The organism is Rhodothermus marinus (assembly GCF_009936275.1).
Lineage (GTDB): Bacteria > Bacteroidota > Rhodothermia > Rhodothermales > Rhodothermaceae > Rhodothermus > Rhodothermus marinus_A.
The window spans coordinates 424,027-439,117 of record NZ_AP019797.1; the positions used below are offsets into that span (position 1 = coordinate 424,027).

18 protein-coding genes and 1 other RNA gene are annotated in these 15,091 nt (G+C 63.2%); 10 read left to right on the plus strand and 9 right to left on the minus strand.

Annotated features, from left to right (window positions below):
* Positions 1-17 precede the first annotated feature (17 nt).
* Together recN and GYH26_RS01915 are read left to right on the plus strand one after the other, a co-directional pair.
* The gene (recN, locus tag GYH26_RS01910) at positions 18-1,754 is read left to right on the plus strand and encodes a DNA repair protein RecN (protein WP_161540264.1); all 1,737 of its coding nucleotides are present in this window, start codon (positions 18-20) and stop codon (positions 1,752-1,754) included.
* A gap of 46 nt (positions 1,755-1,800) precedes the next feature.
* Complete coding sequence (locus tag GYH26_RS01915; protein ID WP_242006548.1) at positions 1,801-2,331, plus strand: GAF domain-containing protein; 531 nt, start codon at positions 1,801-1,803, stop codon at positions 2,329-2,331.
* Positions 2,332-2,389: 58 nt separating this feature from the next.
* On the opposite strand, the gene GYH26_RS01920 is transcribed toward GYH26_RS01915, so the two are convergent.
* The 3 genes from GYH26_RS01920 to GYH26_RS01930 form a co-directional block, all read right to left on the minus strand.
* Positions 2,390-3,814: a phosphoglucomutase/phosphomannomutase family protein gene (locus GYH26_RS01920; protein ID WP_161540265.1), complete on the minus strand. Its 1,425-nt coding sequence runs from the start codon at positions 3,812-3,814 to the stop codon at positions 2,390-2,392.
* 119 nt (positions 3,815-3,933) lie between these two features.
* Positions 3,934-4,497, minus strand: coding sequence for a DUF2911 domain-containing protein (locus GYH26_RS01925; RefSeq protein WP_161540266.1), 564 nt, complete (start codon positions 4,495-4,497; stop codon positions 3,934-3,936).
* 17 nt (positions 4,498-4,514) lie between these two features.
* A complete protein-coding gene (locus GYH26_RS01930) occupies positions 4,515-4,814 on the minus strand; it encodes a hypothetical protein (RefSeq protein WP_012842890.1) in 300 nt (99 codons plus the stop codon).
* A gap of 130 nt (positions 4,815-4,944) precedes the next feature.
* Here GYH26_RS01930 and GYH26_RS01935 point away from each other — a divergent pair, with 130 nt between their 5' ends.
* From GYH26_RS01935 to GYH26_RS01945, 3 genes are all read left to right on the plus strand, one after another.
* Positions 4,945-5,370, plus strand: coding sequence for an arsenate reductase ArsC (locus tag GYH26_RS01935; protein WP_161540267.1), 426 nt, complete (start codon positions 4,945-4,947; stop codon positions 5,368-5,370).
* A 33-nt stretch (positions 5,371-5,403) separates the two neighbouring features.
* Positions 5,404-5,850: a gamma-glutamylcyclotransferase family protein gene (locus GYH26_RS01940; RefSeq protein ID WP_161540268.1), complete on the plus strand. Its 447-nt coding sequence runs from the start codon at positions 5,404-5,406 to the stop codon at positions 5,848-5,850.
* Positions 5,851-5,978: 128 nt separating this feature from the next.
* Complete coding sequence (locus tag GYH26_RS01945; RefSeq protein ID WP_161540269.1) at positions 5,979-6,452, plus strand: GNAT family N-acetyltransferase; 474 nt, start codon at positions 5,979-5,981, stop codon at positions 6,450-6,452.
* Here GYH26_RS01945 and GYH26_RS01950 read toward each other — a convergent pair.
* The 4 genes from GYH26_RS01950 to GYH26_RS01965 form a co-directional block, all read right to left on the minus strand.
* Complete coding sequence (locus GYH26_RS01950; protein WP_161540270.1) at positions 6,380-7,489, minus strand: M20 family metallopeptidase; 1,110 nt, start codon at positions 7,487-7,489, stop codon at positions 6,380-6,382. The two genes, GYH26_RS01945 and GYH26_RS01950, sit on opposite strands and share 73 nt — an antisense overlap.
* 170 nt (positions 7,490-7,659) lie before the next feature.
* Positions 7,660-8,029: a transfer-messenger RNA gene (ssrA, locus tag GYH26_RS01955) on the minus strand.
* Positions 8,030-8,074: 45 nt separating this feature from the next.
* A complete protein-coding gene (locus GYH26_RS01960) occupies positions 8,075-8,527 on the minus strand; it encodes a hypothetical protein (protein WP_161540271.1) in 453 nt (150 codons plus the stop codon).
* Between the two features lie 197 nt (positions 8,528-8,724).
* Entirely contained in the window at positions 8,725-9,582 is an 858-nt protein-coding gene (locus tag GYH26_RS01965) for an alpha/beta fold hydrolase (protein WP_161540272.1), read from the minus strand.
* Positions 9,583-9,900: 318 nt separating this feature from the next.
* On the opposite strand from GYH26_RS01965, the gene GYH26_RS01970 reads away from it, so the two are divergent.
* From GYH26_RS01970 to udk, 3 genes are read left to right on the plus strand one after another with little or no spacing between them, the layout of a single operon-like run.
* Complete coding sequence (locus tag GYH26_RS01970) at positions 9,901-10,230, plus strand: YtxH domain-containing protein (protein WP_012842896.1); 330 nt, start codon at positions 9,901-9,903, stop codon at positions 10,228-10,230.
* A 29-nt stretch (positions 10,231-10,259) separates the two neighbouring features.
* Positions 10,260-11,072: a YaaA family protein gene (locus tag GYH26_RS01975; protein WP_012842897.1), complete on the plus strand. Its 813-nt coding sequence runs from the start codon at positions 10,260-10,262 to the stop codon at positions 11,070-11,072.
* Positions 11,073-11,076: 4 nt separating this feature from the next.
* Positions 11,077-11,715, plus strand: coding sequence for a uridine kinase (udk, locus tag GYH26_RS01980; protein ID WP_161540273.1), 639 nt, complete (start codon positions 11,077-11,079; stop codon positions 11,713-11,715).
* Here udk and GYH26_RS01985 read toward each other — a convergent pair.
* Together GYH26_RS01985 and GYH26_RS01990 are read right to left on the minus strand one after the other, a co-directional pair.
* On the minus strand, positions 11,707-12,480 hold the full coding sequence (locus GYH26_RS01985; protein ID WP_161540274.1) for a type III pantothenate kinase: 774 nt from the start codon (positions 12,478-12,480) through the stop codon (positions 11,707-11,709). The two genes, udk and GYH26_RS01985, sit on opposite strands and share 9 nt — an antisense overlap.
* On the minus strand, positions 12,477-13,274 hold the full coding sequence (locus GYH26_RS01990; RefSeq protein WP_161540275.1) for a hypothetical protein: 798 nt from the start codon (positions 13,272-13,274) through the stop codon (positions 12,477-12,479). The genes GYH26_RS01985 and GYH26_RS01990 overlap by 4 nt, the downstream gene beginning before the upstream one ends.
* Positions 13,275-13,337: 63 nt before the next feature.
* Between GYH26_RS01990 and GYH26_RS01995 the strand changes: the two genes are divergently transcribed.
* The gene (locus GYH26_RS01995; RefSeq protein WP_161540276.1) at positions 13,338-14,156 is read left to right on the plus strand and encodes an inositol monophosphatase family protein; all 819 of its coding nucleotides are present in this window, start codon (positions 13,338-13,340) and stop codon (positions 14,154-14,156) included.
* Between the two features lie 76 nt (positions 14,157-14,232).
* Positions 14,233-15,084 (plus strand): enoyl-ACP reductase FabI, encoded by an 852-nt coding sequence (locus GYH26_RS02000; RefSeq protein WP_161540277.1) that lies wholly within the window; start codon positions 14,233-14,235, stop codon positions 15,082-15,084.
* Positions 15,085-15,091: the final 7 nt, after the last annotated feature.

The following is a 15,091-nucleotide window of genomic DNA, read 5'->3' on the forward strand; positions in this document are numbered from 1 at the left end:
CACGTGCGGCGTGGGCTATGCTGCGGACGCTTTACATCCGGGACTACGCGCTGATCGAGGAACTTGAGGTTGAATTCGGCAGCGGACTCAACATCCTCACCGGCGAGACCGGCGCGGGGAAGTCCATTCTGATCGGCGCGCTCAAGATGATTCTGGGCGAGCGGGCCGATACGGAAATGATCCGCAGCGGCGCCCGCAAGGCCGTCGTGGAAGGCGTCTTCGACGAGGCCGACACGCCCCGCATCCGGGCGCTGCTCGAGGCGAGTGCCATCGACCCGATGCCCCAGCTCATCGTGCGCCGCGAGATCCTGCCCGGCCAGAGCCGCGCCTTTATCAACGACACGCCGGCCACCGTCCAGCTCCTTCGTGAGGTGGCGGCGCAGCTCATCGACCTGCACGGCCAGCACGAACATCAGAGCCTGCTCCGCACCGAAACGCACCTGGAACTGCTCGACAACTTCGGCAGCCTGGGCGGACTCCGCGACACCTACCGGCGCCACTACGAAGAGGTGGCCCGCCTGATCCGGGAACGCGAGGCGCTCATGGCCCGTCGCCGCGAGCTGCAGGAGCAGAAAGAGCGCTACGCGTTCGAGATCGAGGAAATCGACCGGGTCAATCCACAGGAAGGCGAGGAGGAGGCGCTCGAAGCCGAGCTGCGCATCCTCGAAAACGCCGAGCAGCTCTACGAGGCCACGGCACGCCTTTACGAACTGCTCTACGAGTCGGAAAACGCCGTGCACGATCAGCTCGTGCTGGCCCGGAACGAGCTGCAGGACCTGGTACGGATCGACCGGAGCTTCGAGGAGGCGCTCCAGGAGATCCGTTCGGCGCAGATCAGCGTGGCTGAGATCGCCAAGTTTTTGCAGGACTACAACGCGCGAATCGAGTTCAACCCGGAGCGGCTGGAAGAAATCCGCGCGCGGCTGGTCGAGCTGGAGTTGCTCAAGCGCAAGTACGGCGGTACGCTGGAGGCCGTGCTGGCCCATCGCGCCGAGATCGGCCGCAAGTACGAGCTGGCCGTGGACTTCGAGGGCGCGTTGGAGCGGCTGGATCGCCGGCTGGCCGAAGCCATGCAGGCGCTTTCGATGGCGGCGCAGCGCCTTTCGGCCAAGCGGCGTGAGGTGGCCGAGCGCATCGAACAGGCCATCGTCAGCGAACTGGCCGTGCTGGGTATGCCCGACAGCCGCTTCGAGGTGCGCTTCACGCATCGGCCCGACCCCGAGGGCTGGATCGTCATCCCCGTACCGGGTCGGGAGCCCGAGCGCTACGCGGCCTTCACAACCGGCATGGACCAGGTGGAATTTTACATCACGACCAACCCGGGCGAACCGCTCCGACCGCTGGCGCGCGTGGCATCGGGTGGCGAAGTCAGCCGGATCATGCTCGCGCTCAAGACGATCCTGGCCAAAAGCGACCGCCTGCCGATCCTGGTCTTCGACGAGATCGACACGGGCATCTCGGGCGCCATTGCGCACCGGGTGGGTGAGCGGCTGCATGACCTGGCCAGCTACCATCAGATCATTGCCATCACGCACCTGCCCCAGATTGCCGCCTTCGGCGACGTGCACTTTCTGGTCGAAAAAGTGGTCGAAGACGGCCGCGCCAAGACGCGCATCCGGCGGCTTTCGGACGAAGAGCGGGCGCGTCAGGTGGCCGCGCTCATGAGCGGCGCCGAGGTGACCGAAGCTGCCCTGGAAAGCGCCCGCGAGCTGATCCGCCAGGTGGCCGCCCGCGAAAAAACGCCCGAAGCCTGAAGTGGCTTCTACAAGTTCTGAAATTCAGAGCAACCAGGAATCGATGATGGCCGAAACCACGACGTTACTGACGCTGCTTCCGGTTACGGCGGGTGCCGAGGAGCGCGCCCGGCACTACGAGGCCGTACGCCGGCATATCGACGCATTGCTCGAAGGCGAAACGGACTGGATCGCCGCCATGGCGACCGTGGCCTGCGAGCTGCACCACGCTTTCGACTACTACCACTGGACCGGCTTCTACCGGGCCGTTTCGGACGATCTGCTCATCGTGGGGCCCTACCAGGGCACGCACGGATGCCTGCGCATTCCGTTCAGCCGGGGTGTGTGTGGCGCCGCCGCCCGTATGCGACAGACGCAGCTCGTGCCCGACGTGCATCAGTTTCCCGATCACATTGCCTGCTCTGCCACCACGCAGTCGGAGATCGTGGTACCGGTGCTGACGCCGGAAGGTCGCCTGCTGGCCGTGCTGGACATCGATTCGGACATACCGGCCGCCTTCACCGAAGTGGATCAGCGCTACCTGGAACAACTCTGCGCCGAGCTGGGGCGCCGTTTTGCCGATACGCCGCAGCGGTGAAACGCAAAACGCCGGGCCCGAAGGACCCGGCGTTGTCGTTTTGCAACTGGCGGCTGCCTCAGTGAGCGGGCACCTCTGCAAAGCCGAGCTGCTCGATCGCGTTGTGCACGTAGGCTTCGGCCAGTTCGGGCGTGGGCGCTTCGGCATAGACGCGCAACAGCGGCTCGGTGCCCGAAGGCCGGATCAGCACCCAGCCGCGGTCCGTGATATGCTTGAAGCCGTCAAGCGTCTGCACCTCGCGCACGGCATCGCCCGCCACTTCCTTCAGGCCACCCGTCTGGCGCAGATGATCCAGCGCCGCCTGCTTTTTCTCCTCGGTCGTGTGCAGGTCGATCCGGTAGAAGTGGTGCGGCCCGAATTCATCGAACAATTCCTGCACCAGCTCCGAGAGCTTCTTGCCCCGGCGCACCAGCAGCTCGGCCACCAGCAGCCCGATGTAGATCCCGTCGCGTTCGGGGATGTGGCCCTTGACGGCGATGCCGCCCGATTCTTCACCGCCTACGAGCACGTCGCGCTCGACCATCTGCTTGGCAATGTGCTTGAAGCCGATGGGCGTCGTCTCGACGCGCAGCCCGTAGGCCTGTCCCATCTTGTCGAGCAGGTGCGTGGTCGAGAACGTTTTGATGATGTCGCCCTTTAAGCCCTGCTCCTTGTGCAGGTACTTGACCAGCAGGGCCAGAATCTCGTGCGAGGTCACGAAGCGGCCGTTTTCGTCGAACAGGCCGATGCGGTCGGCGTCGCCGTCGTTGGCCATGCCCAGATCGCATTTTTCGCGGACGACCACTTCGGCCAGCTCCTTCAGGTTGCGCTCGATGGGTTCCGGCGGCTGGCCGTGGAAGCCCGGGTTCCAGTCGCAATGCAGCTCGACCACGCGGTCGGCGCCCAGCAGGCGGCTGACCAGTCCCTGTGCGGCACCGAACATCGCGTCGTGCGCGACCTTCAGGTTGCGGGCGATGCCGTCGATGTCCAGCTTCTCCCGGAGCAGGTTCAGGTAGGCCGTGTTCAGGTCGAACAGTTCGATACGGCCGTCACTGACCAGATCGTCGAAAGCGGGGAGCTCGGCCGGTGGCTCGGCGTCCGGCAGTTCTCGCTCGACTTCGGCGATCATCTCCGGCGAGGCCGGCCCACCGAAGTCCGCCTTGATCTTGAAGCCGTTGTATTGGGGCGGGTTGTGGCTGGCCGTGATGACAATGCCCGCGTTGCAACCGAAGTGCTTGGTGGCCCAGCTCACGGCCGGGGTGGTGGTGAAGGTGTCGGCCATGCGGACCGAAATGCCCTGTGCGGCAAAAATGCGGGCCACATGCTCGGCGAACTCGCGCCCCAGAAAGCGCGTGTCGTGGCCGATGACGACTTTCGGGTGGTCGCCGTAGCGCTTCTTAAGCCAGCGGACCGTCGCCTGGGCGACGCGGCCCAGGTTCGCAAACGTGAAATCATCTGCAATGACGGCCCGCCAGCCGTCCGTGCCAAACTTGATCTGTGCCATCGGTTGCATTCGGGTTTGGTTTCAGGGAAAGCGTCAGGAGAGGTAGGAAAAATAGGACATCCCCGCCGGAAATCGTTCCCGATACCGGCCGGAATTTACGCCGTGGTTAAAACTTCGGCTTATTCCGAGGCGGCAGCCACCGGAATGCGCACTTCGGTACGATCCCAGCGCAGATACAGGTAGGTCTGGCCGTCCTCTTCCTCGAAGGTGATCGTGAAGCCCTCGTAGAGTTTATCCGTCCGGCGCACGGGCACGTCAAAGCGGAAGAGGTCCAGTTCCGGGTTGTAGTTGAAGGCGCCCCACTGGCCCAGCGCCCGGTTGACGATGATCGTCCAGCGATCCGGATAGGGAATGGTGTAGAGGCTGTAGGTACCGGCCGGAAGGCGATGGCCGCCGAAGATCAGATCGCCCGTCGTGGTGATTTCGGTGGCCTCGTTGGCCCCGGTACGCCAGACTTCCCCGTAAGGGACCAGCGCACCGAAAATTTCGCGGCCGCGCTTGCGCGGTGAGCCATAGACGATCTTCACGTAGGTGCTGTCGATCCATGTGGCAGCCAGTGCCAGCGGACTACGCTCCAGGCTTCCCGAGCGCGGCGGGGGCACGACTTCTACCGAGTCCTGGGCGCGGGCCAGCGCCGGACCCATCAGATAGACGAGCAGGGCGAGCAGGCAAAAGCGACGCATGGCGGAGGCCGGTCAGGTTATCGGGGAAGGACTTCCAGCGAAATGCTGGTGCGCGAGCGCTTGTGGAGCTTCAGCACCGGCTCGAGCGCCTGGTTCACGCAGGCCGCGATGGTGCGCTCGTACTGTTCTTTGGGGGTGCGCCAGGCTTCCGTCACCACCTTGGTAACGAACGCTTCCGCGTCGCGCAGCGTGGCCGACGTCCAGCCCATCTGATGAAACCGGCGCAGGAGCGCCGATGCGACCTGTCTGGCCAGGTCCTGGCAGAGCTGTTCCAGCGTAATGGTCATGGCCGGAGCCTGTTGTTCCTGTGTCGTCATGGCGTGTGGCATGAAGGTGAACGGTGCAAGGAAAATACGATGAAGGGACCTTTGTTTCGTGCACAGGTTAAAAAAACGTTACAAGCGGAACGTCCGAGCCCGCCAGGACAACAACACTGGAAAAAAGCTCATGGAAAAACTGCGCGTTCTGTTTGTCTGCACGCACAATTCAGCCCGCTCGCAGATGGCCGAAGGGCTGTTGCGGGCCATGGCGGGCGATCGGTACGAAGTTTACAGTGCCGGGACCGAGCCGCGCGGCGTGCATCCGCTGGCCGTGCGCGTCATGCAGGAGATCGGCATCGACCTGAGCGGCCACCACTCGAAGCACGTCGATACCTACCGCGACGTGTCCATGGACTACGTGGTGACCGTGTGCGATTCGGCCCGGGAGCATTGCCCCTACGTACCGGCGCGGCGACGCAACCTGCATCAGAGCTTTCCCGATCCCTCGGCCGTCGAAGGGGACGAACCCACCCGTCTGGAAGCCTTCCGCCGCGTCCGCGATCAGATCCGCGCCTGGCTCGAGGAAACGTTCGTGCGCCAGGTGCCCTCATAGTACGAACAAGGCAGCCAGACACCTCGATGAATCATGACATGGTATTTTGCTTATGGCTCGAATATGGATTCAGATCGACTGAAAAAGCGCATAAGTAGGAATCAGGTAGAGGCGAGAAGAGGATGGCTCGAAGGATATACCCTGACATTTGACAAGCTTGCCAATGATGGCAGTGGTTATGCAAACATTCGACCTGCCGAGTCAGAAACCGTCTACGGAGTCCTCTACAAACTGACCGAAGAAGAATTGCGGAAACTGGACAGATGTGAGGGGGTGCCCGATCACTACGTACGCCGGTCTATCAGGGTTGAAACCGAACAAGGCAGCGTACAGGCCGAGTGCTATGTGGCCTCGGAGAAAAAAATCCGAAAAGGGCTCAGGCCGAGACGCGATTACCTCGATCACCTGATCAGAGGAGCGCAAGAACACAGTCTGCCACCTGAGTATATCGCAAAACTTCGATCAGTTGAACCTCTGTGATTCCGATGCCTGTCGACAGCATCGCATCCGTGCCCGCACGCAATAACAGGGAACATCGGAATGTTTAACGGGAGCTGTTTACATTCCGGTAAAACCATCCCGTCTTTTTGATACCACGGAACGCGTTTATGCCCGCAGAGCATGAGGTTGTCCTCCGTCCTTTCCGGCCTGACGACCTTCCGGCGCTGGTGGATGTCTACATGGCTGCGTACCGGGATTTTCCCGAGTACGGTGAGCCTGACGAAGTGCATGCGCTGCGTTATCTGCAGTGGTTACAGCGTCATCACACGCTGTTTCTGGTGGCCGAAGTGGAAGGGCAACCGGTGGGCTTCATTGTGGTGGATGCCAACTGGCGGGACTGGAATGGTCGTCGGATCGGGGAAATTCACGAACTGGCGGTGCATCCGGAATACTGGGGCCGAAGCATTGCCCGTCGCTTGCTGGATGCTGCGATGAATCATATCCGCGCGGAGGGCCTGCAGCAGGCCGGGCTATGGGTGGGCGTGCGGAACGAGCGAGCTCAGAGTTTTTACCGGCGCATCGGATTCCGGCGTTCAGGAAAACCCTGGGGCGCGTGGATTAAAATGGTAAAAAGCCTGTAAAGGACCCGAGCCGTAGACATCAGCTCTGTCACGGTGATGTGCTCATCCGGGCTGTGGGCGCGGGCCAGGTCGCCGAAGCCGAAAATCACACAGGAAGCGCCTGCTCTGGCAAAGTTGGCCGCGTCGGTCCAGGAGGGCATCGTGTCGTACTGAGGGCGGCGGTCCAGAGCTTCCACGTACGCTTCCTCCAGAAGCGTCACGCCCGCATGGTGCCCGAAGTCCAGGGGATTTTCGGCGTCCACGCGGCGGTATTCCACCTCGTCGCGGAACATGGTCCGGGCCAGTTGTTGCAGCACTTCTTCGGCGGGCTCCCATTGCTGATCGGCCGGGATGATCACTTCCACCAGAGCCCGGGCCTCCGGAGGGGTGGCGTAATGATCCCAGCCGCCCTGAAACGAGAGCACGTTCAGCGGGCGTTGCAATGCATTTTCGGCAGCCTGTAGATAGGCCATAAGGGTGCGAATGGGATGCGGGCCCCGGTGAAAGAGTGCCGCGTGGCGAGGGGTGCCATAGCTCCGCACCTCGAATTCCAGGGCACCGGCCTGGCGGGTGCAGATGTAGCCGTTGGTAGGCTCCAGTACCAGCACGTAGTGATCCGGTCCCAGCAGGCGGGCCAGCGCGGCCGAACCGGCCGCTGACGTGTTTTCTTCGTCCACCGTGAAGGCCACCGACACGGGAATCTGGTCGTAAGTCTGGTAGCAAGCTTCCAGCGCGATCGTCAGCGCTGCGATGAGACCTTTTGTGTCCACGGCCCCGCGGCCGTAGATCCGATCTTCCTCACGACGCGGACGAAAGGGATCTGCCATGCCCAGCGGAGGAACCGTGTCCACATGGGTGTTGACAATGAAGGGCTTGGCCGGATCGAGGTGAATCAGGTTGTACTGCGGTCGTCCGCCGACCTGCTTGCCTGCGTCCTGACGTTCCCAGCGAAGGAAATCGAGGCGCTTCTCCAGGTAGTGCAGAATGGGCGTGCAATCCTCATGGCTCGGGATGGCGATGAGCTGTTCCAGTTCCTGAATCAGGGTGCTCGGCTGCATGGGCTGTTGTTCAATAGGTGGGGTGTCAGGGTATGCCGGAAAGCGCCTGTGGAAACTCGCCAGGAGAACCGCACGGCATAAAAAAATCCCGCCTACTGGCGGGATTTTTGAGCGCCCACAAAAATTCTGGTTGTAAATCGATTAAAAATAAAAAACTTACAAGGGCTATCTGGTGGAGATGGCGGGAATCGAACCCGCGTCCGGATGGCCGCCCAGTCAGGCGTCTACGTGCGTAGCCGGCCTATTCGTTGTCGTCCATGCCGTATGCCGGCCGGCGAGGCCAGGCATGGACCCAGGCTGATTGGAATCTCGCTGCGCCGGTTCAGCCGGCACCGGCTACAGCCAGTCCGCCTCCGACGATGCCTCGCCGCGCGCGGGCGGACGCGCTGCGCGGGAGACAGATGGCGGGCTTAATTAGGCCGCCATCGCGTACGAGTAGTCGTTCGCACTTATTTTTCCTGGCGAGATTAACGAGCATGCCAGGCAGCTCGGCACGCAGCCTGCCGTGCGTCTACCACCCGTCGAATCCAGTTCATCCCCATCAAAGAACGCATGCCTTGATACGATCAAACTGCAAAAAGTTCCCTACCAGCGCGGCCGCACGTGGTCCCGCTGAAAGGCCGTGCCGGCCGGTTCCAGTCCTTCGGCCTTCAGCGCCGCGTGCAACCGGGGCAATAGCGTGGCCCGCAGCCCGGCCGGCAGGTAAGGAATCTTGCTGCGGCGGCCCGTGATGTAGTGACGATAGGGGTGGATGAACACGCGCACAAAGCGCCCGTCCACCGGTACGGCCTCCAGACGCACCACCACCCGATACAGCCCCCAGTGCTGCAGCGAACGCGGTGCGGTCTCCAGGTGCAAAGAGTCCGACTGCGACACCTCCCAGCCTTCCGAGGCCAGCGCCCGCGCTACCGGCTGCAGCGAGGGGCCGGTTGTGTCGGGCAGGCAGTAGTCGTAGTAGAGCGGTACCAGGCGCGGACTGCAACCCGTCCCCGCAAGGCCCAGGAGCAACACCGGGAGGAAGAAAAGAAACCCGCGCATCGCGATCGGTCGGCTGCACCAGCAGCCATACCGAAAACGCGCGCAAGAAGATCCGCATAAAAGCATCGGGCAGGTACGCTCACCCTTCGTACCTGCCCGATCGGCGGAGGCTCACCGCAATGTGGCATGCAACACCCAGGAGGCAGAGCGCGCAGCCACATTTGATTCTGTGCAAGCAACATGCCAGACGCTCAGCTTCACGAATCTGGGGTAGGAGCAGAAGGAGCTGGCGCCGAGGTGTCCGCTTTCGCAGACCGGGGGCGTCCGTTCGAAACAACAGTCGGACAGTGTTGCTGCAGAAATGCCAGTAGCAGCGCGTTGAACTGCTCCGGCCGCTCTATCATAGGCGCATGGCCGCACCGGTCGATGAAGTGCAGCGTGGCGGCCGGCAAATGTTTTCGGAAGGTTTCAGCTACCTCCGGCGGAGTGATCCGGTCGTTGCGTCCCCAGATGAGGAGCACGGGCATGGTGAGCTCGCAGAGACGATCGGTGACGGTTTCCCGCTGGGCCGAACGGGCCATGCGGATCAGCCGGATCGCCTTCTGGCGGTCGTGAATCGTGGCCTGCACGCGATCGACCAGCTCGTCGGTGGCGTGCCGGGGGTCGTAAAACGTCAGGGCTGCCCGTTCCCGGATGTACGCGCGGTCGTAGCGACGCAACGTGGACGTGCCCAGCTCGACTTCGTAAATGCCGGAGGCGCCCGTCAGCACCAGCGCCGCCACGCGCTCCGGATGGCGCAGGGCATAAAGCAGTGCCAGATGGCCGCCCAGCGAGTTGCCCGCCAGCACAACGCGCTCACATCGCATTGCATCCAGAAACTGCTCCAGAAAGGCGACCAGGCCCTGCAGGTTGCTTTCACGAACGGGTAGCTCGTAGATCGGAAGCAGGGGAATCCACACGCGGTAGCCGTTTGCGGCCAGCGCTTCGGCCGTGGCCTCCCAGTTAGACGGCTCGCCCAGCATCCCGTAGAGCAGGACCACCGGCGGCGAAGCCGACGCCGGGCCGGCCTCCAGATACGCATACGGCTCGGTATGGGAGCGAAACGGTGCGGGCATACAATTCTGCACAGGCTACTACGGCAGGCGATCCCAAAATACGGCTGCTTTTTCACAGACGCCAGTCAACTGCAGGAGAAACCGGTTCATCAGCCTCAGCGTTTACCCTGCTCAGCATAGCATTTTCACCACCAGCCCTGAACGTAGTGACCTATGCCTTGCGGACGGAAACGGAAACGGAAAAAGATCGCCACGCACAAGCGGAAAAAGCGGCTTCGTAAGAACCGCCACAAGAAGAAGAAACGCTAATAAGAAAAGCTGCGGTCGGGTTCCGACGTAGCTTTTCGTTTATTTGAACACAGGCAACGCCAGATTGGAATGAAAAAGACGTACACGACAGGCGAGGTGGTTCGCGCCGGACTACTGGGTGCGCTGCTGGGTGGGGTGGCTGGCTTTGTAGTAGGATTGCTGGTTGCTCCCGAGACGGGCGGACAGATGCGCCGCCGCCTCACCTATCAGCTGGAGCACCTGGGCGAACGGCTCCAGCGGCTGAGTGAGCAGCTCCTGCATCCGCCCAGGCCGGGTGAAGCGCGCCGCAGTGGCGAAGCCCTGGTGGCCAGTGCCCGCGCCGAGGCCGAAACCATCCGCCAGGATATCGACGCGTTGCTGGGCGATCTGCGCCGTAAACGGACCTCCGCAAACTCCTGAAGCCTGTACCGCCTGGCTTACCGGGATCCATGCCTGAATTCGCCATTCTGCTTCCTCCGGCCGAAGGCAAAAAACCCGGCGGCAATCCGCTGGCGCCCGACATGTTCGACTATCGCGCGTCGAACACGTTCAACTACTTCAGCGAGTTGAATCCGGAGCGCCGGCGGCTGATCGATGCGGTGCAGCAGGCCATTCAGGCCGGGGACGATCTGGAGAAAATCTTCGGAGTGAAGGGACCGGCGCTGGAAGAAGCCATTCAGGTCAACCTGGAAATCTACAAGGCGCCCCGTATGGCGGCGCTCGACCGCTACAGCCCCGGCGTGATGTACCAGGCGCTGGACTTCCCCGGATTGCCCACCGGCGCGCAGCGCCGCTTCCTGGAAAACACGATTATCTTCTCGGGCATGTTCGGGCTGCTCCGGCCCGACGATCTGATTCCGAACTATCGCCTGCGCATGGACGCCGTGGTGCCCGGCATCGGCAAGGTGTCGCGCTACTGGCGTCCTTACATCAGCCCCATTCTCAACGAGCTGCTTAAAGACCGCTTCGTCTGGAATCTGCTTCCGGCCGCCCACCAGGAGGCCTGGGAAGACGCCCACACCTACCGCCAGATGGTAGAGATCAAGTTCTTTCAGGAAGAGGGAGGCCAGCGGCGGCCGGTTTCCCACGGCGTCAAACCGCTGCGCGGCCGTCTGGTCAACTTCATCGTACGCGAAGGACTTGAAGACATCGAGGGCCTGAAGGCCTGGCGGGATTCGGAAGGGTTCGTGCTGGACGAAGAGGCCAGCGAGTTCGACGAGGCCACCCGCCGGGCCGTGCTGGTGATGGTCAAGCGAGGCTGACAGGATGAGGGGACGACCGGTGGTGATCGGCATCGCGGGGGGCTCGGGCTCCGGGAAAACCACAGTGCTGCGCCGCATCGTCGAAGCCTTCGGACCGGATCGGATTGCCGTTTTAGAGCACGACGCCTACTATCGCGACCTGAGCCATCTCCCCTTTGAGGCCCGCACGCAGGTCAACTTCGATCATCCCGACGCGCTGGAAACGTCGTTGCTGCGCGCGCATCTCGAGGCGTTGCTGGCCGGACGGCCCGTCGAAAAGCCCGTTTACAACTTTACCACGCACACGCGTGAGCCCTACACGGTCCGCGTCGAGCCGCGCCCGGTCATCATCGTCGAGGGCATTCTCGTGCTGGCCGAGCCCGAGCTGCGGGAGCTCATGGACATCAAGCTCTACGTGGATGCGCCCGACGATGTGCGGCTGATCCGACGTATTCGGCGCGACCTGCAGGAGCGGGGGCGGAGCATCGAATCCATTCTGGAACAGTACGAGCGGACCGTGCGGCCCATGCACCTGGAGTTCGTCGAGCCCTCGAAGCGCCTGGCCGATGTGATCATCCCCGGCGGCGGGTACAACCAGGTGGCCATCGATATGGTGCTGGCCCGGATCGCCGCGCTGCTGGAGCAGCACGCCACGTCAGGGTAGGCCGCGGTCCGGGTTGTGCTCCAGCAGGAGGTAAACGCCCCGGAGCACCAGATGGGGATCGTGCACGTCGACCTGTTCGCTCAGGTGCGTCTGCAACAGCGAAGCCCAGCCGCCGCTGAGGATGACGAGGGGCGCAGTCGCAAGCGTTTCGGCTACCCGGCGCAACAGTCCCCGTGCGCTTTCCACGAAGCCGTAGAGCAGGCCGGCCTGAATGGCCGTGCGCGTGGAGCGTCCGACAGGTGAAGGCGGCCATTCGAGCGGCACTTCGGGAAGCTGCGCCGTGCCCCGGGCCAGGGCCTGTTGCATCAGCGAAGGACCGGGCGCAATCACGCCCCCCTGATAGCAGCCGTGTTCGTCGATCACTTCGATCGTGAGCGCCGTGCCCGCCAGCAGGGCCAGTACGGGGCGTCGCTGCGGATGCCCGTAAAGCTCCCAGGCGGCGACGGCGGCCGCCAGTCGGTCGGTGCCCAGTGTGTGCGGGGTCTCGTAGGCCAGCGTGAAGGGCAGGTGCCAGTCCGGCCCGATCAGGGCCGGTCGCACGCCGGTTAGCTGCTGCACGACTTCCTGCACGACGGGCGTGCGGGCAGGCACCACCGACGCCATGGCCGCCCGGGTTGGCCGGTAGTTGCGCAGGACGGCGGTCAGCTGCTCCTTCAGCCCGGCCGCGTCCGGCTCGGCCACGCGGAACGTATGCATCAGGCGACCCGCTTCGAACAGCCCGCCCTTCAGCGCACTGTTGCCCAGATCCAGTGCCAGCCAGCTCATCGGTCGTCAGGCTTCAGGGCCATCAGGTCCTCGAACGGATGTTGGCAGAAGGCCGGGAGGCGCGGAAGGCTGTCGGCTGGCGCCTGCGTGCCATAAATGTAGCGCGTCTCCAGACAGAATCGATAGGGTGGGCGGCCGGGCGGATCGAGCTCCAGGAGCACCTGCTCCCGGAGCAGCCGACCGTCGTGCGGGTGCAGCCACACGCCCAGGAGGCGACGCTCCGAACCGAAGAGCGTCGCGTGTGCTTCCTGCAGACGGGCACCGACGAGCCGCCGGGCATCAAGGTAGAGCAGGCCCTGGAAGGCGTCCGGTCCTGTACGCTCCGGGTCGGCGGGCCGCACGTGCAGGCGGGCTACCCTTCGGCCGAAAAGCACCGTGTCGGGAAGCGACCGAAAGCGGTAGGCGTCGCGCTGGCGCGGCTGAAGAAACGGCAGCGGGTCGGGCCAGAGTGCCTGCGTAGCCGCCAGCGGCGTGCGTTCTGCACGGCTGATTGCATGATCAAAAGAGCCGGTGGGGAACGTGCCGCTCCGGTCGACGCGAAGCCATTGCAATCCGGAATCGGGACGGTAAAGGCCCGTGCGTACCTCCCGACCCAGCAATTGGCCGCTGCTGTCCAGCACCACCAGCGTGCGGGTCAGGCGGAAAGTGTCCCGGGCCAACTGCTCGAAAGCCTGGCGGACGGTGGTAGCTTCCAGTTCGGCCCCCGGAGTTCGGGCAGCCGGCGGACCGGAAGCCGAAGGGCGGCAACTCAGGCTCAAAACACACAGGAAACCCACCCAGTAGAGGGAACGCATACATGCCAGGGGTTTAGAAGGCGAAGCGCCGAAAGAACGACCAGAGCAGACGATTGGCTCCGCATGATGGATGCCCACACGCTTTACGAAGAGGCCCGTGAGGTGGCGGCCCGGCTGGCCCGCGAGGCCGGACAGATCGTTCGCTACTATGCCGGTCGGGTGACCGTCCGCGAAAAAGGCTACAACGAGCTGGTCACGCAGGCCGACGAAGAAGTACAGCGCTTTCTGATCGAGCAGATCCGCCGGCATTTCCCCGAGCATGCGATTCTGGCTGAAGAGAATCTGTCCGATATGCAGGACGGCAGGGAAGGTGCGTCGTTTCGATGGATCATCGATCCGATCGACGGCACGACGAACTTCACGCATGGCGTGCCGCCCTACGGCATCAGCCTGGCGCTTCAACATGAAGGCCGGACGGTCGTCGGGGTCGTCTACGACGTGCCCCACGACGAGCTGTTCACTGCGGTGCGAGGCGGCGGGCTGTACGTCAACGGGGTGCGCGCCCGGGTCAGCCAGACCGAAACGCTCCGGGAGGCGCTCATCACGACAGGCTTTCCCTACCGGGAAGTCGTGCATCTGGAAGAATATCTGGAGGCGCTCGGGCGTGTGATTCGAGCGACGCGAGGGGTGCGTCGGCCGGGCGCGGCTTCGGTCGATCTAGCCTGGGTGGCCTGCGGACGCTTCGACGGATTCTTCGAGACGGGCCTGAGCCCCTGGGATGTGGCGGCCGGCATCCTGCTGGTCGAAGAAGGCGGAGGACGGGTGACGGACTTTCACGGGCGGCCCGATCCGATCTTTGCCCGCCAGATGCTGGCCACGAACGGGCGCATCCACGAGGCGCTCTGCGAGCTGGTCGCGCCGCTGCACCACGTCTACGCCTGAGTGGCGCCGACTTTTCTTCGAGGGCTGCGCCGTGCTATCTTCGAGCATTCCTGTCCACAAAACGCAAGGAAGTCCTATGGCGGAAAAAAGCTATGGTCTGCTGGAAGGCAAAAAAGGCGTCATCTTCGGGGCGCTCAACGAGCAGAGCATTGCCTGGGCGATTGCCGAGGCGGTGCATCGCGAAGGAGGACGCTTCATTCTGTCGAACGCACCGGTAGCTAAACGGCTGGGCACGCTGGAAAAACTGGCCGAAAAGACCGATAGTCCGATCATCTGGGCCGACGCCACGAACAACGACGACCTGATGGCGCTTTTCCAGCAGGCGCGGGAAACATTCGGGCCGTTGGATTTCATCGTCCACTCGATCGGCATGGGGCTCAACATCCGGAAGAATCGCCCCTATGAAGACCTGAACTACGACTGGTACATCAAGACACTTGACATTTCCGCCATCAGCCTGCACCGGATCATTCACTGCGCCCTCAAGCAGGAGGCGCTGGCCGACGGCGCGTCGATCGTGACGCTGAGCTATATCGGCGCGCAGCGCACCTTCTCGAAGTATTCGGAGATGGGTGATGCCAAGGCGCTGCTCGAAAGCATCGTGCGCTCGTGGGGCTACCGGCTGGGCAAGCGGCGCATTCGGATCAATGCGATCTCGCAGAGTCCCACGCCCACCACGGCCGGCTCGGGCATCGAAGGGTTCGACGCGATGTATGAATTCGCGCAGCGGGTGGCGCCGCTCGGGAACGCCGATGCGAAGAGCTGTGCCGACTACACGGTCACGTTGCTGAGCGACCTGACCCGCATGGTGACCATGCAGACGCTGTACCATGACGGTGGCTTCAGCAGCATGGGCATCTCGGACGAGCTGATCGAGACGCTGGCGGAAGCGCTGGGCGTGAAGCAGTCGAACGAAGCCGGATCGTGACCAACCA

Bases quoted from the DNA above. Each gene is read 5' to 3' on its own strand.
- GYH26_RS01960 (WP_161540271.1), bottom strand. From the start codon at position 8,527: ATGCGCGGGTTTCTTTTCTTCCTCCCGGTGTTGCTCCTGGGCCTTGCG.
- GYH26_RS01990 (WP_161540275.1), bottom strand. From the start codon at position 13,274: ATGCGTTCCCTCTACTGGGTGGGTTTCCTGTGTGTTTTGAGCCTGAGT.
- GYH26_RS01945 (WP_161540269.1), top strand. From the start codon at position 5,979: ATGCCCGCAGAGCATGAGGTTGTCCTCCGTCCTTTCCGGCCTGACGAC.
- recN (WP_161540264.1), top strand. From the start codon at position 18: ATGCTGCGGACGCTTTACATCCGGGACTACGCGCTGATCGAGGAACTT.
- GYH26_RS01995 (WP_161540276.1), top strand. From the start codon at position 13,338: ATGATGGATGCCCACACGCTTTACGAAGAGGCCCGTGAGGTGGCGGCC.
- GYH26_RS02000 (WP_161540277.1), top strand. From the start codon at position 14,233: ATGGCGGAAAAAAGCTATGGTCTGCTGGAAGGCAAAAAAGGCGTCATC.
- GYH26_RS01915 (WP_242006548.1), top strand. From the start codon at position 1,801: ATGGCCGAAACCACGACGTTACTGACGCTGCTTCCGGTTACGGCGGGT.
- GYH26_RS01930 (WP_012842890.1), bottom strand. From the start codon at position 4,814: ATGACGACACAGGAACAACAGGCTCCGGCCATGACCATTACGCTGGAA.
- GYH26_RS01975 (WP_012842897.1), top strand. From the start codon at position 10,260: ATGCCTGAATTCGCCATTCTGCTTCCTCCGGCCGAAGGCAAAAAACCC.
- GYH26_RS01935 (WP_161540267.1), top strand. From the start codon at position 4,945: ATGGAAAAACTGCGCGTTCTGTTTGTCTGCACGCACAATTCAGCCCGC.
- GYH26_RS01940 (WP_161540268.1), top strand. From the start codon at position 5,404: ATGACATGGTATTTTGCTTATGGCTCGAATATGGATTCAGATCGACTG.
- GYH26_RS01985 (WP_161540274.1), bottom strand. From the start codon at position 12,480: ATGAGCTGGCTGGCACTGGATCTGGGCAACAGTGCGCTGAAGGGCGGG.
- GYH26_RS01970 (WP_012842896.1), top strand. From the start codon at position 9,901: ATGAAAAAGACGTACACGACAGGCGAGGTGGTTCGCGCCGGACTACTG.
- GYH26_RS01950 (WP_161540270.1), bottom strand. From the start codon at position 7,489: ATGCAGCCGAGCACCCTGATTCAGGAACTGGAACAGCTCATCGCCATC.
- udk (WP_161540273.1), top strand. From the start codon at position 11,077: ATGAGGGGACGACCGGTGGTGATCGGCATCGCGGGGGGCTCGGGCTCC.
- GYH26_RS01920 (WP_161540265.1), bottom strand. From the start codon at position 3,814: ATGGCACAGATCAAGTTTGGCACGGACGGCTGGCGGGCCGTCATTGCA.
- GYH26_RS01925 (WP_161540266.1), bottom strand. From the start codon at position 4,497: ATGCGTCGCTTTTGCCTGCTCGCCCTGCTCGTCTATCTGATGGGTCCG.
- GYH26_RS01965 (WP_161540272.1), bottom strand. From the start codon at position 9,582: ATGCCCGCACCGTTTCGCTCCCATACCGAGCCGTATGCGTATCTGGAG.